Consider the following 23,298-nt stretch of genomic DNA (forward strand, 5'->3'; position numbering starts at 1 on the left):
GCGGTGGTCAGGCGGCGAACTGCCACCAGTTGACGTTGAGCAGGTAGCCGCTGCCGCCGGTGAACCGCAGGAACAGGTCCTGCGTGCCGGTGGCGCCGCTGACCGGGCAGGTCACCGACTGCCACGTCTGCCAGCCGCCGGTGTTGGGCACGGTGCAGCGGCCGACGACCGTGCCGGTGGCGCTGCCCAGGCGCAGCTCGATCGTGCCGCCGGCGGTGGAGGCGGAGGCGACGCGGGCGGTGAACGACGAGGCGCCGCCGCCGAAGGCGACGTTGCGGACCTTGGTGTAGTCGCCGTTCTCGATGAACCCGATGTTCATGCCGCCCTCGGACGACACCTCGGTCTCGATGCCCGAGCCCCAGGCGATCGTCTCGGCCTCCTGCCGGACGAACGGGTTGAGCGTGTCGGCCGGCGGCGGGCCGCCCGTGCTCATGTTCATCGTCGGGATGCTGCCGTCGGCGTTGTAGGTGAACCGCTCCACCGCCACCGAGCGGGTGAAGCCACCGCCGCCGGGCAGGGCGCCGTTGTGGTAGAAGAAGTACGAGCTGCCCTTGTAGTCCACCACGCCCGCGTGGTTGGTGAAGCTGCTGCCCTGCGTGGGCATGACGGTGCCGCGGTAGGTCCACGGCCCCGTGGGCGAGGGCGCGGTGGAGTAGGCGATGAACTCCGAGCAGCACTTGGCGGCGTAGACGTTGTAGTACAGGCCGTTGCGCTTGTAGACCCAGGGCGCTTCCTCGTACAGCGTCGGCCTGCTCGCGTCACCGGTGCGGGTGCCGAACCCCGCGGTGGTCAGCGGGATCTTCGTGGCGCTGCCGGAGAACGAGATCATGTCGGCGTTGAGCCGCACGTACCACAGGTTCGGGTTGCCCCAGTACAGGTACGCCTGGCCGTCGTCGTCGATGAACACCGACGGGTCGATCTCGCCGTTCTCCACCAGCGGGCGGCCGAGCGCGTCGCGGAACGGGCCGGTCGGGCTGTCCGAGACGCCGACGCCGATGGCCATCCGGTTGGTGGACCGGTTGACCACGGGCACGTACCAGTAGAACTTGCCGTTGCGGTAGATGGTCTGGCCGGCCCAGGCGTCCTGCTTGGCCCAGGAGAACGTGGCCAGGTTCATCGGCGAGCCGTGGTCGGTCCAGTTGACCATGTCGGTCGACGACCAGACCCGCCACTCCTTCATGGTGAACCAGGTCGAGCCGTCCTCGTCGTGGCCGGTGTAGAGGTACACCCGGCCGTTGTGCACCAGCGGGGCCGGGTCGGCGGTGTAGATGTGCTGCACGATCGGGTTGTCGGCTTGGGCCGTGCCCGGGACGAGGGCGAGGGTGCACAGCACGCTCGCAACCCAGGCGATCAGGCGCCTTCTGCGTTGCACGGTTACCTCCATCAGCGGCTGCCGTCGGATGGGTGGGAAGGCGGGGTGCCGCGCGCCGCCGGAGGGCGGTAGCGGCGCGCGGCACCCGGTCCCCGCTCGCTCGGGGTCTAGGGGTGCGCCCGCACGAGGTGTCGCGCGGGCGCGCCGTCGCTCACACGCGCGTCCACTTCTGGTTGTCCTGCCCGTTGCAGGTCCACAGCACCAGGCGCGAACCGTTGGCGGTCGCGCCCTGCTCGACGTCCAGGCACAGGCCGGCGCGGGTGTTGCGGATCGAGCCGTCGGAGTTGAGGGTCCACTTCTGGTTGTCCTGGCCGTTGCACGGCCAGGTGATCACCCGGGTGCCGTTGGTGGTGCCCTGGTTGTAGGCGTCCAGGCACTTGTCGCCGAAGACCCGGACCTCGCCGCCGGCCCAGGTGGTCCAGAGCTGGTTGGCGGCGGTGTGGCAGTCCCAGATCAGCACGGTCGCGCCGGCGGCGGTGGAGGCGTTGTCGACGTCCAGGCAGCGCCCGGAGCCGGTGCCGCGCAGCCTGCCGGTGGTGGCGGCGAGCGGGCTGCCGCCGGAGACGCGGAACGCGGCCACGCCGTGCGCGGGCACGCTCGCCGAGATCGCGCCGCCCGACGACGTGGTGCCGCCGGTCCACAGGTCGGTCAGGGTGAACGAGCCGCCGGACAGGCCGACCTGGGCGGCCGTGGTGGAGACGGTGGCGGTGCCGCTGCCCCGGTTGAACAGGCCCACGGCCACCGAGCCGTCGGACAGGGGCTTGGCGAAGACCTCGGTGTTGCCGTCGTCGCGCACCCGCCGCCCGCCGATGCCCAGCCGGTCCTGGTTGACCGCGATCAGCCGCGGGTTGCGCAGGATCGCGCTCACGTCACCGGACATGGTGCGGATGTCGTTGCCCGCCATCAGCGGCGCGGCCAGCAGCGCCCACAGCGCGAAGTGCGACCGCGACTCGGTCAGGCTGAGCCCCGGGCGGCCGACCACGAGCATGTCCGGGTCGTTCCAGTGCCCCGGGCCGTTCTGCGCGGCCAGCGGCGCGGTGACGTCCAGGACGTTGCCCACGCCCATGGGGTAGCTGTTGACGTTGCCGTTCTGCCAGATGTCCAGCAGGTCCTCGGTGGTGCGCCAGAGGTCGGCGACCTGGCCCCAGTCGTACTTGTCACCGGTGATCGCGTGGAAGCTGTTGGGGTTGATGCTGTAGACGATCGGGCGTCCGGTGGCGCGCAGCGCGTCGCGCATGATGGTGAACCGCGCCACCTGCTCGTCCCGGGTGCCGGCGCCCGAGCACCAGTCGTACTTGAGGTAGTCCACGCCCCACGAGGCGAACGTCCGGGCGTCCTGGACCTCGTGCCCCTTGCTGCCGGTGGCGCCGGGGTGCGCGCCCGTGGTCTGGGCGCAGGTCTTCTCGTTGGGCACCTGGTAGATGCCGAACTTCAGGCCGCGGGCGTGGATGTAGTCGCCCAGCGCCTTCATGCCGCTGGGGAACTTCGTGGGGTGCGAGCGCAGGTTGCCCGAGCTGTCGCGGTTCGGGTCGAACCAGCAGTCGTCGACCACCACGTACTGGTAGCCGGCGTCGCGCATCCCGGAGGACACCATCGCGTCCGCGGCCTGGCGGACCTGGGCCTCGGTGATGCCGCAGCCGAAGCTGTTCCAGCTGTTCCAGCCCAGCGGTGGGGTCAGGGCGGGGCTGCCGGGCGCGGCCTGGGCCGCGGGCGGCGCGGTGACGGCCGTGGACAGGGCCACGGCCGCCGCCACGGCGGCCACGAGGCGCGGCAGTCCGCGTGGTCTGGTGGGCATCGTCGCCCCTTTCGGCGAGGGCGGGGCGCCGCCGGCGGCCCGCCACTGGGTCAACAGGTGGGGTCGAGCTGGGTGAGCAGGCCCAGGCGCCAGGGCAGGTGGTTGTAGTCACCGCTCGCGTCGGGGTCCAGGCCCTGGTAGAGGTAGGTCAACTTGCCGGGGTCGATCTCCATCGTCTGGTCGACGTTGGTGCGCACCACCTCGCCGTGGCTGATGTCGCGGGTCCAGGCGCCGTCGGGGAAGGTGACGTTGTCGGCGCGGGCGAAGGGGTTGGACTCGCTGTCGGCCAGGGCGCTCCACGGGCCGGTGATGGCCGGCGCGGTCCAGGAGCGGAACCAGCGACGGCCGTCGGAGCCGATGGCCTCGTGGAGCATCAGGTACCGCTGCTCGCCGGCGATCTTGTAGATGTTGCACGCCTCGAACAGCCGGTGGCGGTCGTTGTCCCGCATGGCGATGACGGTGTTGCCGAAGCCGTTGGGGAAGTCCGCCAGAGCGGTCTCGGACCGGTAGAGGTGGCCGTTGTCGTCGCTGGAGAACAGGTAGCACTTCGCGGAGTCGCAGATGACCCAGAAGTCGACCCAGTAGCCGTTGCCGATGTTGTCCCGGACGATGTCCGGCATCCCGTCGGCGTAGAGGTGCTTCGGCGCCGACCACGACATCGGGTCGGCGATGTCGGTGGTCGTGGAGTACGAGGCGTTGGAGTCGGTCTGGTAGACCAGGTACCACAGGCTTTGCGGGGCGAAGTAGAACACCTGCGGGGCGGCCCGGTAGCCGGCGCCGATGGCGCTGCGGTCCAGGTAGGAGTGCGGCGCCGACGGGGCCTGCGACCAGTCGGTGAAGCTGGTGTGCATCAGGTTGTAGCCGTCGGTGTAGGTCGAGGCGAACACGTGGTACCTGCCGTCGTGGTGGACCACGCTCGGGTCCTTGACCGCCACGTTGGCGTGCGCCGGGTCCGGCTTCGGGCCGATCAGGGGACCGCTGGAGGACCAGCGGAAGGTGTCGGGCAGCGAGCCGGCGGTGGGGGCGGGCCGTGACGCGGGGGGCCGCAGCAGGGACATGGTCATCCTCGGTCGCTGGAACGGGTGGTGGTCACGGGCCGGTGCGGGTGGCGGTGCCCGGGGTCGGTGCGGCGGAGCCCGGTGCGGTGGACCCGACCGCGGCGGAGGCGCACGCGGCGGCGGGCGGCGCGACGACGTCAGGCGCGGTGGCGACGAGCGATCTCGTCGTGGGGGGCATGCGAAGTCCTCCGGTGAGGCGGGTCGGCGGGCGTGCGGCCCCGCCCGGCGGCCGGGTGTGCCGTCGGGCGGGGCGCGGGTCGTCGTACCGCGCTCAGCGGTGGTGGGCGCCCTCGGGCGCGCCTCTTCGCGGACCGCGTCCCGAGGGCGACCGGCGGAGGGGGCTCGTCGCGGTTCGGGCCACTGGGGTTCGTCGCATCGGTGTTCCCAACGTCATCGTTGACGGCGGTCGCGGCGGCGGTGCTCGGCCGGGCGGGGTCGCGGCCCTGGGCGGAGCCGCCTCGATCGTCAGCCAATGTAGCCACGGCCACGACAACCGGTCAAAGCTAAAAATGTGAGCGCTAACTTTAGCCGGTTTTCAGGCGAGGGAAGTCGAACAGCATTCGACAAGGTCACATAAAGCCAGGTAGAAGCGGTTAAGCGTAAAGTTGCTCCGTTCAGACCATTGAACGGCCCTGTCTCAAAGGGTCGTCTTGTGAGCGTGAACAATTCAGTGCGACACTGCCGGTCACCCGGCTCGCGGTGCACGCCGACCCCGGCGGCGCGGCGCTCCAGGACCTGACCGGCCCGTGGTCGCACCGCGTCCCACCCCGGACCCCGCCCCTCCGCCACGGCGGTGCCCGGACCGGCCGGGCGCTCCTGCCCACCCCACCCGCCGGTCAGTGGCGGGTGCCCTCACCGAAGGTGTCGACGATGAAGTTGACAGCGAGGTCAGTGTCACGAGCGTTGCTCGCGGCGACTTTGGTGGCCACGACCACCGGCGGCGTCGTGGCGCTCGCGACCACGTCCGCGAGCGCCGCGAGCACGCTCGGCGCGGCCGCGGCCCAGAGCGGCCGCTACTTCGGCACGGCCGTCGCGGCCGGCCGGCTCGGCGACTCGACCTACGTCGGAATCCTCAACCGCGAGTTCGACATGGTCACCGCCGAGAACGAGATGAAGATGGACGCGACCGAGCCCAACCGGGGCCAGTTCTCGTTCAGCAGCGGCGACCGTATCCTCAACCAGGCGCGCAACCAGGGCAAGCGGGTGCGCGGCCACACGCTGGCCTGGCACGCCCAGCAGCCGGGCTGGATGCAGAGCCTGTCCGGCAGCACCCTGCGCCAGGCGCTGCTCAACCACGTCACCCAGGTCGCGACCTACTACAAGGGCAAGATCTACGCCTGGGACGTGGTCAACGAGGCGTACGCCGACGGCAGCTCCGGCGCCCGCCGCGACTCCAACCTCCAGCGCACCGGCAACGACTGGATCGAGGCCGCGTTCCGCGCCGCCCGCGCCGCCGACCCCGGTGCCAAGCTCTGCTACAACGACTACAACACCGACGACTGGACCCACGCCAAGACCCAGGGCGTCTACCGGATGGTCCAGGACTTCAAGCAGCGCGGCGTGCCGATCGACTGCGTCGGCTTCCAGTCCCACTTCAACTCCCAGTCGCCGGTGCCGTCGAACTACCAGACGACCCTGCAGAACTTCGCCAACCTCGGCGTGGACGTGCAGATCACCGAGCTGGACATCGAGGGCTCCGGCACCGCGCAGGCGCAGAACTACCAGCGCGTCACCCAGGCGTGCCTGGCCGTCGCCCGCTGCGCCGGCATCACGGTGTGGGGCATCCGGGACACCGACTCGTGGCGCTCCTCGGGCACCCCGCTGCTGTTCGACGGCAGCGGCAACAAGAAGGCCGCCTACACGTCGGTCCTCAACGCCCTCAACGCGGGCGGCACCACCACTGACACCACCACGACCACGACCACCACGACCACGACCACGACCACGACGACCACCACGACGACCACGACCTCTCAGGACCCCGGTCCGGGCGGCTGCACCGCGTCGGTGGTGCTGAACTCCTGGAACGGCGGCTTCGTGGCCAACGTCAGGGTCACGGCCGGCTCGTCGGCGCTCGACGGCTGGTCGGTCACGGTGCCCCTGCCGTCCGGCGCCACCGTCACCAACCAGTGGAGCGCCAACCGCAGCGGCAACACCGGCACGGTCGTCTTCACCAACGTCGACTACAACCGGTCCGTCGCACCGGGGCAGTCCGTGGAGTTCGGCTTCCAGGCCACCGGCAGCGCCGGCAGCCTGTCGCCCACCTGCTCGGCCCGCTGAACACCCGGGTCCCGCCCGCCGACCCCGGCGGGCGGGACCCGTCAGCGCACGGGCTTGACCGACTCGCCGTGCCGCACCGACATGGGGACGCGATGGACCACGGGAGCACCCCGGAGCCGCCCGCGCCGCTCGGCCGCGGCGAACAGGACCTCCACCGCCTTGGCGCCCAGCTCGTGGTGCGGCAGGGCGACGGTGGTGAGCCTGGGCCGCACCCAGGAGGCGATGGGGTGGTCGTCGAAGGACACCACGGAGACGTCGTCCGGCACGGACAGGCCGGCTTCGGCGAGGGCCTGGTAGGCGCCGAAGGCCAGGCGGTCGTTCAGGCAGAGCAGGGCCTTCGGGCGGTGCCGGCGCAGGATCTCCCGGGTGGTGTCGTAGCCGTCCTCGGGCATCCACTTCGGACAGCGGTGCGCCGTCACCGGTCGCACGCCCGCGGCGTCGAACACCTGGTGGATGCCCGTCAGCCGCTCGGCCGCGGCGATGCTGTTCGGCGGGATGTCCTCGATGCCGGGACCCGCGCCGACCAGGTGGACGCCGTCGCGGTGGCCCGCGTCCACCAGCACCCGGGCGGCGGCGCGGCCGGCGCCCACCTCGTCGGGCAGCACCGACGGCACGGGCGAGTACGCCGCGGGCACGGCGTTGAGCAGGACGGCCGGACCGTGGTCGAGGCCCTCGGGCACGGCGACCGGCCTGGTGTACATGGCGGCGAAGACGATGCCGTCGACCCGGCGGTCGTGCATGGCCTCGACGAGGGCCTTCTCCACGCCGGGGTCGCCGCCGCTCTCGCCGAAGAACAGCATGAACCCGCGCTGGTGCGCCGCCTCCAGCGCACCCTTGATCATGTTCCCGGCCAGCAGGGAGGAGGCGACCGTGTCGGACACGAAGCCGATCGTCTGGGTGCGCCCGGTGCGCAGGCCCACCGAGAGCGTGTTGCGCCGGTACCCCAGCTCCTGGGCGGTCGAGCGCACCCGGCGCTCCACCTCCTCGGAGATGCGCAGGTCCCGCCCGCGGCCGGTCAGCACCAGGGACACCGTCGTGGTGGAGACACCCGTCGCCTTGGCCACGTCGGCCAGCGTGACGCGTCTTCGCCCCATCGCGCCCTCCGTCCTCCGTGGACACCCGCCGCGCTTGACAGCGAGTCGAACGCCATCGAAACTCCCGGATGCTAACACGATTTAGCCTGGGCGAGGAGAGAACGTTGCCCCGTGCCGGACGTCCCGGTCCACTCGCGATCGCCGCGCTGGCGGTGTCGCTCCTGGCGGGCTGCTCGGCCCCCGGCGCGGACCGCCCGGTTCCGACCGGGACGGCGGCGCCGGTGTCCAACCCGGACTGCGGCACCGCGCCGGTGGTGCTGCGCGGTCGCTTCGAGACCGGTTTCCCACTGGCGAAGGCGCTCGCCGACGAGTTCACCCGCCAGCACCCCAACGTGACGTGGGACGTGCGCGAGGAGCAGTTCGCGGTGCTGACCCAGAACGCGCCCCGGCTGCTGGCCGACGACCCGCCCGACCTCGTGCGGCTGCCCCAGGTGTCCGACCTGGCCGGTGCCGGCCTGCTGCGCGACCTCGACGGCTACGCCGCGGAATTCGGTTGGGACGACTGGCCCGCGGCGCAGCTGCGGCCGATGCGCGTCGGTCCGGGCGGGCGGCCGCGCGGCGAGGGACCGCTGTACGCGATGGGGTTCTCCACCAGCGTCACCGGCGTGTTCTACAACAAGGACCTGGCGGCGCGGATCGGGTTCCGCGAACCGGCGACGCTGGCGGAGTTCGACGAGGCGCTGGCCCGGGCCAAGCAGGCGGGCATCCCGCCGCTGGCGGGGTTCAACGCGGGCGCGACGGGCGGGCTGGCGTTCCCCCTGCAGGCCCTCATGGCCGCCCACGGCTCCCCCGCCGCGATCAACGACTGGGTGTTCCAGCGGCCCGGCGCGACCGTCGACACCCCGGCCAACGCCGAGGGCGCGCGGCACCTCCAGCGGTGGCTGCGCGCCGGGTACTTCGACGCCGACCTCAACGCCACCGACTACGCGCGGATGGTCGACCGGTTCGCCTCCGGCCGGGCCCTGTTCATGGTCGACGGCGACTGGGAGGCCGCGGCGCTCGACCGGCGGATGCCGGGCCGGGTCGGGTTCTTCCTGGTGCCCCCGGTGCGGGCCGGTGACGCGCGGGCGGCGATGGCCGGTCCCCCGACCTTCGGCGTGCCCGCCGGCGCGGCGCACCCGGACTGCGCCGCGTTCTTCCTGAACTGGGCGGTCACCGACCGCGTGGCGCGCGAGACGACCGTGCGGGTGGGCGGGGCGCTCCCCCTCGGCCCGGCCGACGCGCCGGTGCCCCCGGCCGAGCCGGGCTCGGCCACGGCCGCCACGCTCGCCGCCGCCGCCGAGGTCGTCGCGAGCGGCACGGGCATGGACTTCATCGCCAACGCCACCGGCGCCATCCTGGCCGGGAGCTGGACGCCGCGGTTGCAGGAGCTGGCGGCGGGCGAGGTGACCCCGGAGGAGGTGCTGCGGCGGGTGCAGGAGGACTACGCCGACCAGGTCGGCGGGTGAGGCGGGCGGTGTCGCGACTGGTCGGCTGGCTGTTCGTGCTGCCCGCGCTCGCCGTGTACGCGGTGTTCGTGCTGCGGCCCCTGGCGCTGACGGCCCAGTACTCGCTGTACCGGTGGGACGGGACCGGGCCGTCCGCCTGGGTCGGCTGGGACAACTACCTGGCCGTGCTCACCGATCCCGACCTGCGCGGCACGCTCGGCCGCGCCCTGGTGCTGGTCGCGTTCTTCACCGGGGTGCCGCTGTCGCTCGGCCTGCTCGCCACCGCGGTGCTCCGGCGGGCGCCCGGCCGGTCGGTGCGGGCGGTGCTGCTCCTGCCCCAGGCGGTGCCCCTGGTCGCGGCGGGGCTCGCGTGGGGGCTGCTGCTGTCGTCCACCGGCGCGGTCAACCGGCTGCTGGCGGCGGTGGGGCTGGGCGGGGTGGCCAGGGCCTGGCTGGGCGACTCGTCGACCGCGCTGGCGGCGGTGGGCGTGATCGGGGCGTGGGTGCTGCTCGGCCTGTGCACGACCCTGCTGCTGGCCGGCGCGGACCGGATCGACCCGGCGCTGTACGAGGCGGCCCGGCTGGACGGCGCGGGACCGTGGTGGGAGCTGCGCGCGGTCACGCTGCCCGGCGTGCGCCGCGAGCTGGCCGTCTGCGCGACCGTGACGACCACGGCGGCGCTGGCGAGCTTCGACGTCGTCTACGTCACCACGCAGGGCGGGCCGGGCGACGCCACGGCGGTGCCGGGGCTGGAGGTGTTCCGCCTGGCGTTCGCGCAGCGGGAGGTGGGGTTGGCCTCCGCGCTGGCCGTCGTGCTGGTGGTGCTGGTGCTCGTGGTGGTGGCGCCGCTGCTGCGGTGGTCGCGGTGACCGCGGGGCGGTGGGAGCGGGCGGGCGGCGCGCTGCTGACGGTCGTGCTGGTGGTGGTGACGCTGGTGCCGTTCGCCGACCTGTTCCTGACCGCGCTGCACCCGCCGGGGACCTACCCGCCGGGCCTGACCTGGCCGGCGGACCCGCACTGGTCGAACTTCGCCACCGCGTTCCGCTCGGCGCGGGTGGACCGGCTGCTGCTGTCGAGCGGCCTGGTCGTGCTCGGCGTGGTGCCGCTGACCCTGGTCCTGGCCGTGCCGGCCGGCTACGCGCTCGGGCACCTGCGGTTCCCCGGCCACCGGGCGGTGTTCGGGTTGTTCGCGGTGGGGCTGGTGCTGCCGCAGGAGGCCCTGGTCACCCCGCTGTACCACCAGGTGCGCGACCTGGGGCTGCTCAACACGCGGTCGGGCCTGGTGGCGGCGCTGGTCGCGGTGCACCTGCCGTTCGCGGTGTTCTGGCTGCGGGCGCACTTCGCCGGCGCGCCGCCGGAGCTGTCGGACGGCGCCCGGCTGGACGGCGCGGGCCCGTGGCGGCTGTTCGCGCTGGTGCACCTGCCCCTGGCGCGGCCGGCGGTGTCGTCGCTGGCGGTCCTGCTGTCGGTGTGGACCTGGAACCACTTCCTGCTGGCGATCGTGCTGGTCGACGACCCGGCGCGGCGCACGGCGGCGGGCGTGCTCGGCGCGTTCCAGGGGAGGTGGGGCACCGACGTGCCGCTGCTGTGCGCCGGGTCGCTGCTGGTCCTCGCGCCCGTGCTGCTGGTGTTCGCGCTGCTGCACCGGCGGTTGGCGGCGGACGTGGCGCGGACGGCGCCGGGTGGCGGCGGGCGGCGCTCCCGATGAGCTTGAGGATCGCCGTCCGACCGCTCAAGCGGCGATCAGCCCGGCCCGGCGAACACCGCGCCCGCACCCCGCCCCGGCGCGGCGTCCCACGCCCGCACCCGGGCGGCGACCGCGGCGAGGCGGTTCGGCGGCACGGCGATGTGGAAGTGCCCCTCCTTGGGCGTCCCCTCGTCCCCGCCCCAGGCCACCGCGTGGTCCAGCTCCGCCACGACCGCGTGCACCACGGCCAGCTCGTGCGGGAACAGACCGCCGGCCACGCCGACCGGGTAGGCCCGCGGTCGGATGGCGATGGCCGTGCCCGACAGGTGGTTGCTCTCGTAGGGCGCGGCGACCTCGCGGTCGCGGGTGTGGCCGACGACCTCGCCCGCGCGCAGGGCGTCGATCTCGTAGTGGAACCGGCGGGCCACGTGCAGCAGGACCGCGGCCACGTCACCGCCGCGCAGCGGCACGTCCACGTCCGATCCCTCGATCCGGTGCACGGGCACCTCGTCGAGCACCGGCCAGCCGTTGGCCGACCTGCGCCCGGTCCACCGCGCGGCCTCGGCCCGTCCCGCTCCCACCCAGAGCACGGCACCCGCGCCACCGGCCAGCACCGCGCGGCGGCTCACCCCGGTCATCGCTCCCCCTCCGCGGCGCGCCGCCGCTGCTCCAGCACCGCGGCCCGGCGTTGGCCCTCGTGCCCCACGCGGGCCCGCAGCACGTCGGCGAAACCCCGCAGGAACTCGGTCAGCTTGTCCTCGGTCAGCATGGCGGGCATCAGCGTCGGCACCCCGCCGGTGGACTGGACGAGGTAGGTGCGCCCGAGCGAGATCACCGGGTCGTCGTCCGCCGTCAGCACCTCGCGCGCCAGGGCGACGACGCCGTCCGCGCCGCCGAAGCGCCCGCCGACGTAGTCGCGGAACCGGGTGAGGCTGCCGTCCTCGGCGTAGTGCCGGCGGACCGCGTCGACGATGCTCGCGCCACCGCGCACGGCCCGCGCCAGCAGGTACCCGTCGGCGTCCTCGACGAGGTCCGCGAAGCCGAACGACGAGCTGACCGCGAGTTGGGCCAGCCGGTCGGCGCAGTAGGTGTAGCCGGAGGAGTAGCTGCCGCTGTCGCGCCGCCACTCCCCGTAGAACGTCATCAGGTCGCCGCCCCACCCGGCGACGTCGCCGCGGTCGACCGCGCCGGGGGCGGCCGGGCCCGGCTGGGCGAGGTGGCCCTCGAAGGTGGCCATCAGGTGCTCCACGCCCAGGGCGTGGCCGGTGAAGCCGTCCAGGAACTCGGTCATCGGGGACGCACCGCGCGACTCGGCGTAGTCGACGAAGCCCCGGTCGATCGGGCCGATGAGCTGCTGCCACTGGAAGTCGTCGTAGCGGCGGTGCCGGGCGTACTGGGCCACCAGCCGGTCCGCGCGGCTGCTGTCGTAGACCGTGGCCAGGCGGTGCAGCCCCTCGACGTGGGCGACGAACCCGTCGGACGGGTCGACCGGCTGGTTGACCGAGCCCTGCCCCGCGTCGGCACCCGGCCGGTGCACGTCGTTGTCCAGGTCGAAGGCGTCCGCGCCCGCGGTGAACCGGAACTCCCGGACCTGGTTGAACGCCCAGTTGGCGGGCAGCGGGAAGCCGAGGTTGCCGGAGAAGCCCCACGACATGCCGGACACGAACGACCACCGGGCCTGGGTGTGCTTGGTGACCTGCGCGCACACGTTGCGCGAGCCGTAGACGCCGTGGACGTACCGCTTGCCCTGGTTGGCCAGGCCCGCGACCACGCCGTTGAAGTAGGGCACGACGTTGGACTCGATCTCGGCCTGCGTGGCGTCGTAGTCGACGGCGAAGTAGATGACCGTGCCGTGGTTGAACCCGTGGTGCAGGCCGCGGGCGTGGGCGCGCAGCGCATCGTCGAAGCCCTTGGCGTAGGTGAAGTCGGCCGGTTCGCGCGCGCTGTACTGCCAGATCGGGAACACCCGCATGCCGGTGCCGAACACGCCCTCCAGCTCGCCCGGCTGGATCTGCTTGTCCAACGTGCTGCCCGGCGGGTCCTCCAGGTAGCGGCCCACGTAGCGGTAGCCGGCGTCGTACAGGACCCGGGCGCGGGCGGGCGTGATGGTGAACCGGGTGTCGCAGGCGGTCGCGGGACGGCTCGGGTCGCCCGTGGACACCAGGAGCTGCGCCCAGGTGCGGAAGTCGCCGCGCCCGGTGACGTCCAGGGCCGAGAACCGCTGGAACGCCTCGACGAACTCGCGCAGCCGGGCGTCGAAGGTCTCCTTGAAGGTGGTGACGGTGTCGTCCACCGGCTCGTTGAACACGCACGCCGCGCTGAACAGCCGGACGAAGATGCCCGAGGCGCCCTCGGCGACCTCGTTGCGGCGCAGGCCCTCCTGCGTCCCCGGGCCGAAGTTGCCGTTCGCCTGCTCCTCGGGGATGCCGACCTCGTACTGGATGGCCTTGACCAGCGCCTGCTGCACGTCGCGGGAGAAGTGCCCGTCGCAGGGCCCGAGGAAGTACGTCGACCGGTGCTGGTACCGGCCGTTGAGCCACCGCTGGACCTCGCGCACCTTCTCCGAGCCGCCCGCGGTGAGCACGCAGGCGTCCATCGACAGCAGCGCCTTGAACAGCTTGGGCGACAACGACAGGTACGGCTCCTCGGTGGCCACGCCGAGGTCGTCGGCCATCTCCCGCACGGCCGCCGCGGTGACCGACGAGTACCGGCCCTCCCCCGCGCCGCCCCAGTAGCCCTTGGCGAACAGCCCGTACTGGACGATGTCGCAGATGTTCGCGTTCGGCTCGCCGGGGCCGATCGGGCCGCGCGCCCGCAGGCGCGCGAGCGTGCCGGGGCCGAAGCCCGCCACCACCGGGCTGATGCCCAGCTCGTGCTGGAGGCCCATGGTCAGCGCGTACACCGTCGCCCAGCCCGTGCGGCCGTTCTCCGGGCACGGCTCGTAGCCGGGTGCGGCGCGGTAGGTGGCGTTGACCCAGCGCTGGGCTTCGAGGACCTTCTCGTCCACGCGCGTCCCCCCGGTCGTGCTCCCCGAACTTCCGGCGGTGGAGTCAACCAGCGGAGTTCCCCGGCCACAACGGCCGACCGGGCGGGCGGGCCGGTCGCACAGGGCTCGACCTGCCCGAACGGGTCGGGGGTCCGGTCCCCGCGGGCCGCGCCTGTCCCGCCGGGCGGGCTGCCGGAGGGGCAGCCCCGCCCGCCGGGCGCGGATCAGGCCGGGGTCACCGACGCCAGGTACCGGTCGGTCAGCGCCGGGTCGAAGAACCACTTCTCCAGGTCCGTCGGGTCGCCGAAGGCGTTGGCGAACCGGTCGGCCACCGCGGGCACCCGAGCCGCCGTGCCGAAGATGCGCATGACGTGCTCGGGCGGCGGCTGGAGCATGGCGTTAGTCCAGAACGTCACGTGCCGGGCGTACTCCCAGTACGCCTCGAACGCGCCGTGCATCCACTCCTCGTCGAACGGCTCGTCACCGCGCGCCAGCACGCTGTCCAAATAGGACGCCGCGCACTTGGCCGCGTTGTTGGAGCCCTGGCCGGTGAGCGGGTCGTTGGCCACCACCACGTCGGCCATGCCCAGCACCCGCCCGCCCGCCGGCAGCACGCCCACCGGCCGCCGCACGACCGGGGCGTAGGAGCCGACGAGGGTGGCGCGGTCGTCGGTCAGCTCGACCGCGCGGCAGCGGTCGTGCTCCCACGGCACGTACCGCCGCATCAGCGACAGGGTCCGGTCCAGGTGCTCGGCGGGGTCCGGCCGGTCGTCCCAGCAGTCCAGCGGCCCGCCGGGCAGGCCCTCGAAGAACAGGATGTCGCAGTCGCCGCTGAGGGTGTGGGCGGGTATGACGAACAGCTCGCCCACCCCCGGCACCGCGTTGAACCGCACCGCCCGCAGGTCCGGGTGCTCGGGACGTGGCTCCATGCCGTGCACGTAGACCACCGACAGCACCCGCTGGGGCGTCCGGTACGGGGACCGCCCGGGGTCGCGGTCGAACAGCTGCACCAGCTCGCCCTTGCCCGCGGCGATCACCACCAGGTCGTACAGGCCGGTCAGCGGGTCCAGGTCGGAGGTGGTCACCCCGTGGTAGACGACCTTCGCGCCGCGGTCCTCCAGCAGCTCCAGCCAGCCCGCCATCTTCACCCGCTGGTCGACCGACTGGGCGTAGGCGTCCAGCCGGCCCAGCCAGTCCAGCGCCCGGCCGCCGTCGGGCGCGGCCACGGACAGGCCGATGCCCTCGACCCGGGGCGCCTGCGCCTCCCACAGGTTCAGGCCCAGGTCGCGCTCGTGCTGGAGGGCGGGGCCGAACATGCACTGGGTGCTCATCACCCGCCCGCCGCGGATCTCCTCCGGGGTCCGCGCCGACATGACCGTGACGTCGTAATCGTGCCCGACCAGACCTAACGCCAGTTGGAGACCAGCCTGACCGGCCCCCACGATCAACACCTTCCGCATCTCGCCGCCACCTCATCTCCTCGCAAGGGCTGTCACACCGGGCCGTAGGACAGGGTGAGCCGCATCGTGTAGGACACCAGTTCCCGCAGCGCGGCGGCGACCGACGGGCGGTCCCTGGCGTCGCAGGTGATCAGGGGGACGTCCGGGGAGATCGCCAGGGCGTCGCGGACCTCGTCCAGGTCGTGCGAGAGCACCCCGTCGAACAGGTTCACCGCGACCACGAACGGGATCTCCGAGTCGTTCTCGAAGTAGTTGATGGCCGCGAACGACTCCTCCACCCGGCGCGTGTCGACCAGCACCAGCGCGCCGAGCGCGCCGCGCGACAGGTCGTCCCACAGGAACCAGAACCGCGGCTGGCCGGGGGTGCCGAACAGGTAGAGCACCAGGTCCTGCTTCAGGGTCAGCCTGCCGAAGTCCATGGCCACCGTGGTGGTGGTCTTGTCGCCCTCGGGGTCCACCGGGTCCACGCCCTCGGCGGCCTCGGTCATCCACGCCTCGGTGTTGATCGGCGGCACCTCGGAGACCGAGCCCACGAACGTCGTCTTGCCGACCCCGAAGCCGCCGGCGACGACGATCTTCGCCGAGATGGTCAGCGGGTCGGCGTCAAACGCCCTTGAGCCCATCCAGGATCCTCTCCAGCAGCTGCAGGTCGTACTGGTACTCGTGACCGGTGGGGTGGATGTAGACCATGTCCTGGGACGCCAGGTCGCTCAGCAGCACGCGGATGACGCCGAGCGGGATGTCCAGGGCCGCCGACAGCTCCGCCACCGAGGTGCGCTGCCGGGCCCGCTCGTAGAGGGCCTGCGCCTCGGGCATGAGCTGCGCGCTGGCCTGCGGGTCGTAGTTGGGCACCGACACCAGCGTCTCCACCAGCAGCAGGTGCCGCGGCCTCGTGCGCCCGCGGGTGATGGCGTACGGGCGGACCCTGGTGCTGCGCATCGGGCCCGGTTTCGGGCCGGTCCGGCCACCGGTCGCCACCGCACCCCTCCTTCCGTCACGCACCGGGGCGCCGCGCGGTCACGGTGCGCCGCATGTCCGCCCGCAGCTGCGGGGTCAGCGCGTGCCCCGCGTTGCCGACGAACTTGGTCATCTCGTAGCCGATGACCTTCATGTCGCAGGCGGAGGAGGTCAGCACGCCCAGGCCGGCGCCCTCACCGATGTCCATGAACAGGAAGTAGCCGCCGGTGAGCCGCACGACGATCTGCTCGCAGGTGCCCTTGTCGAACACGGCCGCGGCGTTGCGGGCCAGGCTGAGCATGCCGCTGGAGATGGCGGCCAGCTGCTCGCCCGCGTCCACCCCGACGGTGTCGGAGGCGATCAGCGGCAGGCCGTCGGAGGACAGGATCAGCGCGTGCGTCACGCCGTGCACCCGGCGGACGAAGTCGTTGATCAGCCAGCTGAAGTCCGGTTCCGGGTCGGCGCGTTGGTCAGTCATCACTCGGGTGGTCCTCGGGGGGTTCGTCGGGGAGGGTGCCGCGGGCCGCCCGCTCACCGGCGTCGAAGTCGAGCAGGTCGCCGAAGAAGTCGTCACCGCCGGCGTCGTCCGGGTCGAGCCGGAACGGCGCGGGCGGGTCGCCGAAGCCCTCGTCGCCCGTGCCGCGCGGCCGGGGTGTCGCGGGGACGTCCGCCGGGCGCAGGCTGGCGGGCACGCGCCGGGGCAGGCCGCCCGCGGTCACGCCGCCCTCGCGCGGCGGGCGGTGCACGGGCGGTCGGGTGAGCGAGTGCCGGGGTGAGGGCATGCCCGGGGTCGCGGCGGCGGTGGCCGTGGCGGTCGTGGCGGGCTCGGCGGGTTCCGGCTGCCGCACCAGCGACACCGGGGCCGCCTCGCGCACCAGGTCGGGCGGCAGCAGCACCGAGGCCGTGGTGCCGTGGGGCGCGCGGCGGCCGAGCCAGACCCGCACGCCGTGCTTGTCGGCCAGCCGCCGCACGACGGCCAGGCCCATGTGCTCGATCGACGAGCCGTCCAGGGACGGCTCGGTGGACAGGCTGTCGTTGAGCGCGGCCACGCGCTCCGCGGGCAGGCCGATGCCGGAGTCCTCGACGCGCAGCAGGATGCTGCCCGCCTCGGTGACGTGGGCGCTCACCGTGACCGGCGAGTTGGGCGGCGACTGCGCGGTGGCGTTGTCCAGCAGCTCGGTGAGCAGGCGGCTGATGTCGTCGGCCGCGAAGCCGACCACGGCGAGCGGTGCCACCCGGCCGACGTCCACCCGCGGGTACTGCTCGATCGCGGAGATGGCGGCGCGGATGACGTCGACCAGGGAGGCCGTCTCCTCGGCCGCGGCGCCCGCCTCCTCGCCGGCCAGCACGCGCAGGTTCTCGGCGTTGCGGCGCAGGCGGGTGGCGAGGTGGTCGAGCCGGTAGAGCCGGGAGAGGGCGTCGGGGTCCTGCTCCTGGGCCTCCATCTGCTCCAGCTCGGCCAGCAGGGAGTCGACCAGGTTCAGGTCGCGCAGGGCGATGCCGGCGCAGACCGCCGCGAGCAGGTCCTCGCGCGGCGCGGCGGCGGTCGGCGCCGGGGTGGGCGCCGGGGTTCGGGGGCGGCGGGTTTCGAGGAGTTCGAGGATGGTGTCGCGGGCCTGTTCCAGGAGGGCCCGGGCGCCCTGCCGGTCGAGCAGCACCCGCGCACCCTGCCGGCGGTACTGGTCCAGCAGCGACCGCGCGCCCTGCCTGCGGTACTGGTCGAGCAGCGACCTCACCCGGCTCACCATGCGCGCTCCGCTGGGACGTCTTCGGTCAACACCGCGCCAACCATAGTCACGCAAAGGTGCCGGTCAAGACGGACGGTAACGAGTTTCCCTCTTTTGGATGCGGAAAGTGATCACCACGGAGGCAAGGCCGCTGGTCACACTGCGTGCCGTGACGGCTCCGCCCCGAGATTCCGTCGGTGACGCCCGATTGGGATTCACTCGATCGAGGACAGGTCAACTCTCCGCCGCGATCGGGTCGTTGACACCCCCGACGCGCCCGTGACAGGTTCGTCCCCGTGGTCCCGCCGCCACGTCCTGACAACGTTGTCACAGAGAGGTCCCTGCGCATGGCACCGTCGCACCGCCGCAGAGCCCGTCCCCTCGTCGCGTCCCTCGCCCTGCTGGCCGGCCTGGTCACCGGGGTGCCCGCCGCGGTCGCCCAGCCCGCGCCGGAGGACCCGGCGACCCTGGTCAACCCCTTCATCGGCACGCAGAACTTCGGCAACACCTTCCCCGGCGCGAGCGCACCGTTCGGCATGGTGCAGGTCAGCCCGGACACCGGCGGCCAGGGCGGTTACGACTACCTCCAGGGCAACATCCACGGCTTCAGCCAGACGCACCTGTCCGGCGTCGGCTGCCCGGTCATGGGCGAGCTGCCGGTCATGCCCACCACCGGGCCCGTGGACAACGTTGACACCAACGCCTACCGCTCGCCCTACTCGCACGACGACGAGGACGCCGAGCCGGGCTACTACCGCGTCGGCCTGTCCCGCTACGGCATCGACGCCGAGCTGACCGCCACGCCGCGCACCGGCTGGCAACGCCACTCGTTCCCGGCGACCACCGCGGCGAACGTCCTGTTCAACACCGGCAAGGCCAACCAGCAGGTGCTCGACTCGGAGGTCCACGTCGTCGGCGACCGCACCGTCGAGGGGCGGGTGCGGGCGGGCCGGTTCTGCGCGGGCCGCGACGAGCACACCGTGTACTTCAGCGCCACCTTCGACCGGCCGTTCGCGGCCTTCGGCACCTGGCGCGGCACCACGCGCTCGCCGGGCGCCCGGGACGCGGCGGGCGGCGGCGGCAACGGCGCGTGGGTGACCTTCGACGCCACCGCCGACCGGGACGTGGTGCTCAAGGTCGGCCTGTCCTACACCGGTGTGGAGGGCGCGCGGCGCAACCTCGCCGCGGAGACCGGCGACTCCTTCGACTTCGACGCCACGCGCGCCGCGCTGCGGCGGGACTGGGCGGGGCGGCTGGGCGCGATCCGGGTCGACGGTGGTCCGGTCGAGCGGCGCACCGCCTTCTACACCGCGCTCTACCACTCGCTGCTGCACCCCAACCTGGCCGGCGACGTGGACGGCCGGTACACCGGGTTCGACGGCGCGCAGCACGTGGCCGAGGACTTCACGCCGTACCAGAACCTGTCGCTGTGGGACACCTACCGGCCGCAGAACCAGTTGCTGGAGCTGCTGGAACCGGCGGTGGCCCGGGACGTGGCGCTGTCGGTGGTGGCGAGCGGCCGCGACGGCGGGTGGCTGCCGCGGTGGGCGCTGGCCAACAGCGAGACCAACATCATGACCGGTGACCCGGTGACGCCGTTCCTGGTGGAGGCGTGGTCCAAGGGCCTGCTGGCCGGGCACGAGCAGGAGACCTACGACCTGCTCAGGCGCAACGCCACCGAGACCCCGCCCGCCGACTCGCCCTACAACGGCCGGTCCGGCGTGGCCTTCTACGACGAGCGGGGTTACGTGCCGTCCGGCTTGGCCCTCGGCGAGGACTGCGCGCACAAGGGCGGGGACAACGACTGCGTGCACCCGGCGTCGGCGACGCTGGAGTACGCGGCGGCGGACGCGGCGCTCGCGCTGATGGCCGCGGGCCTGGGGCACCGCGAGGACGCGCGGCTGTTCGCCGGGCGCGGGCAGTGGTACCGCAACCTGTGGGACGCGGGCACCGGCCACTTCCGACCGCGCACGGTCGAGGGCACCTGGGTGTCGCCGTACAACCCGGTGGACGCCGGGCACCAGTTCCACGAGGGCGGCGCCTACCAGTACCAGTGGCTGGTGCCGCAGGACCCGAACGGCCTGGTCGAACTGATGGGCGGGCGGCGCGCCACCGAGCAGCGGCTGGACGCGTTCTTCGCCTACGACAAGCTCTTGGTCGACCCGGCGGGCACCGCGCGCACCGAGTGGATCACCCAGCCCTACGACTACTACGGCAAGCCGACCTACAACCCGAACAACGAACCCGACCTGCTCGCGCCGTACTTCTACCTGTCCGTCGGCGCCCCCGCGAAGACGGCGACCGCGGTGCGCGCGGCGATGACGCTGTTCACCACCGGCCCGGACGGCATGACCGGCAACGACGACCTGGGCACGATGTCGGCGTGGTACGTGTTCTCGTCGCTGGGCCTGTACCCGACGATGAGCGGCGCCGACTTCCTGGCCCTGTCCAGCCCCCAGTTCCCCGCCGCGACCGTGCGGGTCGGGCAGGGGCGGGTGCTGACCATCACCGCGCCGGGCGTGGACGACACCAACCGGTACGTGCGGCGCGTGTCGCTCGACGGCCGGGACGTGCGCACCACGTGGCTGCGGTGGGACGACGTCGTGGGCGGCGGCACCCTGGCGCACGAGGTCGGCCCGACGCCCTCGGCGTGGGGCACGGACCCGGGCGCGGCGCCGCCGTCGGTCAACCGCGCGCCCGCCGACGACCGCAGGCACGTGGACGCGTCGCTGCGCGAGTCGACCGCGGTGGTGCCGACCGGGGACGCCGAGCAGACCGCGACGCTGACCCTGGACGTGCTCGCCCAGGCGCCGGGCGCGGTGCCGGTGACGGTGCGCCCGACCGCGCCGGCCGGGTGGCGGGTCTCCCCGACGCCCCTGCTGGTGCTGCGGTCCGGCCGGCTGCCGGTGCAGCGCACCGTGGCGCTGGCGGTGACCGTGCCGGCGGGGACGCCCGCGGGGTCGTACCCGGTACGGGTGGAGGTGCGGGGGCCGAACGCGGTCACGCGCGAGGCCGTGGTCGAGGTGCGCCCGGCGGCGCGCTGCGCGGTGACCGCGGGCACCCAGTGCGCGGTGGACCTGACCGGTTCGCTCAACCACGACGGCACCGCCACGGTCGAGCAGCCGGCCCAGGGCGACTTCGACGGCCAGGGCTGGAGCTACGACGCGGCCCTGCTGCCCACCGGGCCGGTCACCCTGGGCGGGGTCGCCTACGCCGCGCCGGACCCCGGTGGTGCGGCGGCGAACTTCGTCGAGGCGCGCGGGCAGGCGGTCCTGCTGCCCGGTGCGCGGTACGGCGGTCTGCGGCTGGTGGCGGCCTCGCACAACGGGCCGGTGACCACCGCGCTGACCGTCCGGTACGCGGACGGCACCAGCGCCTCGCTGCCGGTGACCGTGCCCGACTGGGCGGGTTCGGGGCCCGCGCTGCTGGAGATGCCGCACCGGATCAAGGCGGGGCAGGGCGTGGACGGGCCGGCGGTCCGGCTGTTCGGGGCTTCGGCGGCGCTGGACCCGGGCAGGGTCGTGCGGTCCGTGGGGCTGCCCGACGACCCGCGGGTGGAGGTGTACGCGATCACCCTGGTGTGAGGTCGCGGGGGTCGGTGAGGCGGTGCAGGGCGAGGCGGGCCAGCGGCAGGTAGGGCAGCACGACCGCCGCCGGCCCGCGCACGGTCAGCCAGGTGCCGCCGTCCGGTGCCACGCCGTGGCGCAGGTGGAGCCGGAGCGGGCCGAGGCGGGCGTCCCAGGCCCAGGTCCGGGCGGTGTGGTCCACGGCGGTGACGGTGAAGCGCACGCGCACGCCCAGCGGGGCCCGGACCCGGCCGGTGACGCCCGGCGCGAGGCGCGGTGCCGAGGTCTCGACGCCGGTGATCTGCGGGGCCCACCTCGGCCACAGGGCCGGCTGGGCGTACCGCTCCCACACCACGTCGGCGGGTGCGCGTCCCGGTGCCCGGGTGCCGATTTCCACGGTCACCATCGTCGTCGACGCGGCGGGGGCGCGCTCGGTGTGGCGGGCGGGTCCGCCTGTTCGGGGAGGGTCCGGTTCGGTTCGGCGTGCGGCGAGCGGCGGGGGTCGGCAGCGGTTCACCCCGCCGCTCACGAGGAGGGCGGGGCAGTGCGCCGCCCGGGTCGGGTTCAGCCGGTCCGGCCCGTGGCCCTCAGCACGACGCGCACGCCGTGCCGGAGGGAGGTGAGCCGTTCGGCCCCGGCCGGCACGACGAGCGGGTCCCACCCCGGTCCCGCGACGGCCACGACCGCGTCGAAGCGCGTGGCCAGGGTCCTCAGCGGCACCTCGCGCGCCAGCTCCGCCCGGTGCGCCCAGACGACGACCACCGCGGGCCGCAGCTTGCCCACCGCGTCGAGCAGCGCGCGGGCGGGCAGCCGGGCACCGAGGTGGCGCCACGTCGAGTCGCACTCGGACAGTGCCGCCCCCAGCGCCTCCAGCGGCAGCGTGTGCTGCTCGTCGGGCGCGCACGCGAGCAGCGCGGCCAGCCTGCCCTCGGCCGCCGGGAACGGGACGCCGCGCAGCGCGTGCAGCACGGCCGCCGTGGTGACGTGCTCGACCTCCACGCCCCGGCCCCGGGCGGCGGCGCGGCGGCCGAGCTGGACCAGGGTGGGCATGAACACCTGGTGCCAGGAGTCGACGACGCCGTGCTCCGCGATGAGCTTGACGGCCAGGTCCCGCATCAGCGGCTCGTCCAGGCGGCAGGCCGCGTTGAGGAAACCGCGCCGGACCGCGCGGGCGGCGTCCGGGCTCAGGTCGACGCGGGGCGCGGGGGTCGCGACCGCGGGCGGCGGTTCGCTCAGCACGATCCCCGCGGCGGCGGCCGGGGCCAGGCCCTTGGCGGTCAGCTCGACCATGCGGCGCAGCCGCTCCACGTCGGCGGGCGTGTAGCGGCGGTGGTTGCCGCTGGTGCGGGCGGACGGGCCGAGGCCGTACCGGCGGTGCCACGTGCGCAGCGTCGTCGGGGAGATGCCGAGCATCCCGGCCAGCGCTCCCGGGGTCAGCCCACTGCCCTGCTCGCCCATCACCCTCCGACCTCCGTGCCGCCGCCGGGCACCGCCTGGACGGCCGCACCGCCGGTCAGTCCACTGAGGACCGTCATCGGCGCGGGCGGCCCCGTCGAACACCCGGGTCTCCCCCGGTGCCCGCGCGGGGTCACGCGCGCCTGTGCTGCCTGGCGATCATGGTGCGCAGCTCGCTCTCGCCGAGCCCGCCCCAGATGCCGTAGGTCTCCTCGACGGCCAGCGCGTGCTCGCGGCACTGGCGCATCACCGGGCAGCGCCGGCACACCTGCTTGGCGCGCTCCTCCCGGCTGCGCCGCGCCTCGCCGCGCTCGTTGGGCGTGTGGAAGAACAGCGTGCTGTCCAGGCCCCGGCACAGACCTCTCAGCTGCCAGTCCCAGGACTCGGCGACGGGGCTGGGCAGGCGTGACAGTTCGGGCATGCGACCACGTCCT

Annotated in this window: 20 protein-coding genes; 5 read left to right on the forward strand and 15 right to left on the reverse strand. The window is 73.6% G+C overall.

All coding sequences use genetic code 11. The features are described 5' to 3' along the window. Positions 1 to 7: 7 nt before the first annotated feature. The 4 genes from EKG83_RS32555 to EKG83_RS32570 form a co-directional block, all read right to left on the reverse strand. Positions 8 to 1,372: a glycoside hydrolase family 43 protein gene (locus EKG83_RS32555; protein ID WP_153278599.1), complete on the reverse strand. Its 1,365-nt coding sequence runs from the start codon at positions 1,370 to 1,372 to the stop codon at positions 8 to 10. Positions 1,373 to 1,523: 151 nt separating this feature from the next. Beyond that, positions 1,524 to 3,167, reverse strand: a complete 1,644-nt coding sequence (locus tag EKG83_RS32560; protein WP_033435578.1) for a glycoside hydrolase family 27 protein — start codon at positions 3,165 to 3,167, stop codon at positions 1,524 to 1,526. Positions 3,168 to 3,217: 50 nt separating this feature from the next. Continuing rightward, positions 3,218 to 4,231 carry a non-reducing end alpha-L-arabinofuranosidase family hydrolase gene (locus EKG83_RS32565; protein ID WP_033435579.1) on the reverse strand — a complete coding sequence of 338 codons (1,014 nt, stop codon included), beginning with the start codon at positions 4,229 to 4,231 and terminating at the stop codon, positions 3,218 to 3,220. 25 nt (positions 4,232 to 4,256) lie between these two features. Next, positions 4,257 to 4,403, reverse strand: a complete 147-nt coding sequence (locus EKG83_RS32570; RefSeq protein ID WP_153278600.1) for a hypothetical protein — start codon at positions 4,401 to 4,403, stop codon at positions 4,257 to 4,259. A 692-nt stretch (positions 4,404 to 5,095) separates the two neighbouring features. On the opposite strand from EKG83_RS32570, the gene EKG83_RS32575 reads away from it, so the two are divergent. Further along, on the forward strand, positions 5,096 to 6,505 hold the full coding sequence (locus EKG83_RS32575) for an endo-1,4-beta-xylanase (protein WP_153278601.1): 1,410 nt from the start codon (positions 5,096 to 5,098) through the stop codon (positions 6,503 to 6,505). Between the two features lie 41 nt (positions 6,506 to 6,546). Here EKG83_RS32575 and EKG83_RS32580 read toward each other — a convergent pair whose 3' ends face one another. Further along, positions 6,547 to 7,599, reverse strand: a complete 1,053-nt coding sequence (locus EKG83_RS32580; protein ID WP_033435580.1) for a LacI family DNA-binding transcriptional regulator — start codon at positions 7,597 to 7,599, stop codon at positions 6,547 to 6,549. A gap of 104 nt (positions 7,600 to 7,703) precedes the next feature. Between EKG83_RS32580 and EKG83_RS32585 the strand changes: the two genes are divergently transcribed. The 3 genes from EKG83_RS32585 to EKG83_RS32595 are packed head-to-tail and all read left to right on the forward strand — an operon-like array spanning position 7,704 to position 10,734. Then, on the forward strand, positions 7,704 to 9,047 hold the full coding sequence (locus EKG83_RS32585) for an ABC transporter substrate-binding protein (RefSeq protein ID WP_033435581.1): 1,344 nt from the start codon (positions 7,704 to 7,706) through the stop codon (positions 9,045 to 9,047). 8 nt (positions 9,048 to 9,055) lie between these two features. Further along, entirely contained in the window at positions 9,056 to 9,895 is an 840-nt protein-coding gene (locus EKG83_RS32590) for a carbohydrate ABC transporter permease (RefSeq protein WP_033435598.1), read from the forward strand. Beyond that, entirely contained in the window at positions 9,892 to 10,734 is an 843-nt protein-coding gene (locus EKG83_RS32595) for a carbohydrate ABC transporter permease (RefSeq protein WP_033435599.1), read from the forward strand. Before EKG83_RS32590 ends, EKG83_RS32595 begins: the two co-directional genes overlap by 4 nt. A 35-nt stretch (positions 10,735 to 10,769) precedes the next feature. On the opposite strand, the gene EKG83_RS32600 is transcribed toward EKG83_RS32595, so the two are convergent. From EKG83_RS32600 to EKG83_RS32630, 7 genes are all read right to left on the reverse strand, one after another. After that, positions 10,770 to 11,351, reverse strand: coding sequence for a M15 family metallopeptidase domain-containing protein (locus EKG83_RS32600; protein WP_033435582.1), 582 nt, complete (start codon positions 11,349 to 11,351; stop codon positions 10,770 to 10,772). Further along, the gene (locus tag EKG83_RS32605) at positions 11,348 to 13,720 is read right to left on the reverse strand and encodes a glycoside hydrolase domain-containing protein (protein WP_033435583.1); all 2,373 of its coding nucleotides are present in this window, start codon (positions 13,718 to 13,720) and stop codon (positions 11,348 to 11,350) included. Before EKG83_RS32605 ends, EKG83_RS32600 begins: the two co-directional genes overlap by 4 nt. Positions 13,721 to 13,923: 203 nt before the next feature. Continuing rightward, on the reverse strand, positions 13,924 to 15,159 hold the full coding sequence (locus tag EKG83_RS32610; RefSeq protein ID WP_033435584.1) for a styrene monooxygenase/indole monooxygenase family protein: 1,236 nt from the start codon (positions 15,157 to 15,159) through the stop codon (positions 13,924 to 13,926). Between the two features lie 32 nt (positions 15,160 to 15,191). Further along, on the reverse strand, positions 15,192 to 15,782 hold the full coding sequence (locus tag EKG83_RS32615; protein WP_051767000.1) for a GTP-binding protein: 591 nt from the start codon (positions 15,780 to 15,782) through the stop codon (positions 15,192 to 15,194). Next, positions 15,763 to 16,098: a DUF742 domain-containing protein gene (locus EKG83_RS32620; RefSeq protein ID WP_033435601.1), complete on the reverse strand. Its 336-nt coding sequence runs from the start codon at positions 16,096 to 16,098 to the stop codon at positions 15,763 to 15,765. Before EKG83_RS32620 ends, EKG83_RS32615 begins: the two co-directional genes overlap by 20 nt. A gap of 55 nt (positions 16,099 to 16,153) precedes the next feature. Beyond that, positions 16,154 to 16,594: a roadblock/LC7 domain-containing protein gene (locus EKG83_RS32625; RefSeq protein ID WP_033435585.1), complete on the reverse strand. Its 441-nt coding sequence runs from the start codon at positions 16,592 to 16,594 to the stop codon at positions 16,154 to 16,156. Next, the gene (locus EKG83_RS32630; RefSeq protein WP_084717163.1) at positions 16,587 to 17,864 is read right to left on the reverse strand and encodes an ATP-binding protein; all 1,278 of its coding nucleotides are present in this window, start codon (positions 17,862 to 17,864) and stop codon (positions 16,587 to 16,589) included. Before EKG83_RS32630 ends, EKG83_RS32625 begins: the two co-directional genes overlap by 8 nt. A 326-nt stretch (positions 17,865 to 18,190) precedes the next feature. On the opposite strand from EKG83_RS32630, the gene EKG83_RS32635 reads away from it, so the two are divergent. After that, positions 18,191 to 21,427: a GH92 family glycosyl hydrolase gene (locus tag EKG83_RS32635; protein WP_033435586.1), complete on the forward strand. Its 3,237-nt coding sequence runs from the start codon at positions 18,191 to 18,193 to the stop codon at positions 21,425 to 21,427. Here the strand turns inward: EKG83_RS32635 and EKG83_RS32640 are convergent. The 3 genes from EKG83_RS32640 to EKG83_RS32650 all read right to left on the reverse strand — a co-directional run bounded on the left by EKG83_RS32640 (position 21,414) and on the right by EKG83_RS32650 (position 23,285). Further along, a complete protein-coding gene (locus tag EKG83_RS32640) occupies positions 21,414 to 21,806 on the reverse strand; it encodes an SRPBCC family protein (RefSeq protein ID WP_228122304.1) in 393 nt (130 codons plus the stop codon). The two genes, EKG83_RS32635 and EKG83_RS32640, sit on opposite strands and share 14 nt — an antisense overlap. Positions 21,807 to 21,973: 167 nt before the next feature. Then, the gene (locus EKG83_RS32645) at positions 21,974 to 22,867 is read right to left on the reverse strand and encodes a MerR family transcriptional regulator (RefSeq protein WP_033435587.1); all 894 of its coding nucleotides are present in this window, start codon (positions 22,865 to 22,867) and stop codon (positions 21,974 to 21,976) included. Positions 22,868 to 22,997: 130 nt separating this feature from the next. Continuing rightward, the gene (locus EKG83_RS32650; RefSeq protein WP_033435588.1) at positions 22,998 to 23,285 is read right to left on the reverse strand and encodes a WhiB family transcriptional regulator; all 288 of its coding nucleotides are present in this window, start codon (positions 23,283 to 23,285) and stop codon (positions 22,998 to 23,000) included. Positions 23,286 to 23,298: the final 13 nt, after the last annotated feature.

Source organism: Saccharothrix syringae (assembly GCF_009498035.1).
GTDB lineage: Bacteria > Actinomycetota > Actinomycetes > Mycobacteriales > Pseudonocardiaceae > Actinosynnema > Actinosynnema syringae.

Excerpts from the sequence above, each read along its gene's own strand:
- EKG83_RS32560 (WP_033435578.1), bottom strand. The coding sequence starts at position 3,167 with ATGCCCACCAGACCACGCGGACTGCCGCGCCTCGTGGCCGCCGTGGCG.
- EKG83_RS32565 (WP_033435579.1), bottom strand. The coding sequence starts at position 4,231 with ATGACCATGTCCCTGCTGCGGCCCCCCGCGTCACGGCCCGCCCCCACC.
- EKG83_RS32570 (WP_153278600.1), bottom strand. The coding sequence starts at position 4,403 with ATGCCCCCCACGACGAGATCGCTCGTCGCCACCGCGCCTGACGTCGTC.
- EKG83_RS32575 (WP_153278601.1), top strand. The coding sequence starts at position 5,096 with ATGAAGTTGACAGCGAGGTCAGTGTCACGAGCGTTGCTCGCGGCGACT.
- EKG83_RS32580 (WP_033435580.1), bottom strand. The coding sequence starts at position 7,599 with ATGGGGCGAAGACGCGTCACGCTGGCCGACGTGGCCAAGGCGACGGGT.
- EKG83_RS32600 (WP_033435582.1), bottom strand. The coding sequence starts at position 11,351 with ATGACCGGGGTGAGCCGCCGCGCGGTGCTGGCCGGTGGCGCGGGTGCC.
- EKG83_RS32610 (WP_033435584.1), bottom strand. The coding sequence starts at position 15,159 with ATGCGGAAGGTGTTGATCGTGGGGGCCGGTCAGGCTGGTCTCCAACTG.
- EKG83_RS32615 (WP_051767000.1), bottom strand. The coding sequence starts at position 15,782 with ATGGGCTCAAGGGCGTTTGACGCCGACCCGCTGACCATCTCGGCGAAG.
- EKG83_RS32620 (WP_033435601.1), bottom strand. The coding sequence starts at position 16,098 with ATGCGCAGCACCAGGGTCCGCCCGTACGCCATCACCCGCGGGCGCACG.
- EKG83_RS32625 (WP_033435585.1), bottom strand. The coding sequence starts at position 16,594 with ATGACTGACCAACGCGCCGACCCGGAACCGGACTTCAGCTGGCTGATC.
- EKG83_RS32630 (WP_084717163.1), bottom strand. The coding sequence starts at position 17,864 with ATGGTGAGCCGGGTGAGGTCGCTGCTCGACCAGTACCGCAGGCAGGGC.
- EKG83_RS32635 (WP_033435586.1), top strand. The coding sequence starts at position 18,191 with ATGGCACCGTCGCACCGCCGCAGAGCCCGTCCCCTCGTCGCGTCCCTC.
- EKG83_RS32645 (WP_033435587.1), bottom strand. The coding sequence starts at position 22,867 with ATGGGCGAGCAGGGCAGTGGGCTGACCCCGGGAGCGCTGGCCGGGATG.
- EKG83_RS32650 (WP_033435588.1), bottom strand. The coding sequence starts at position 23,285 with ATGCCCGAACTGTCACGCCTGCCCAGCCCCGTCGCCGAGTCCTGGGAC.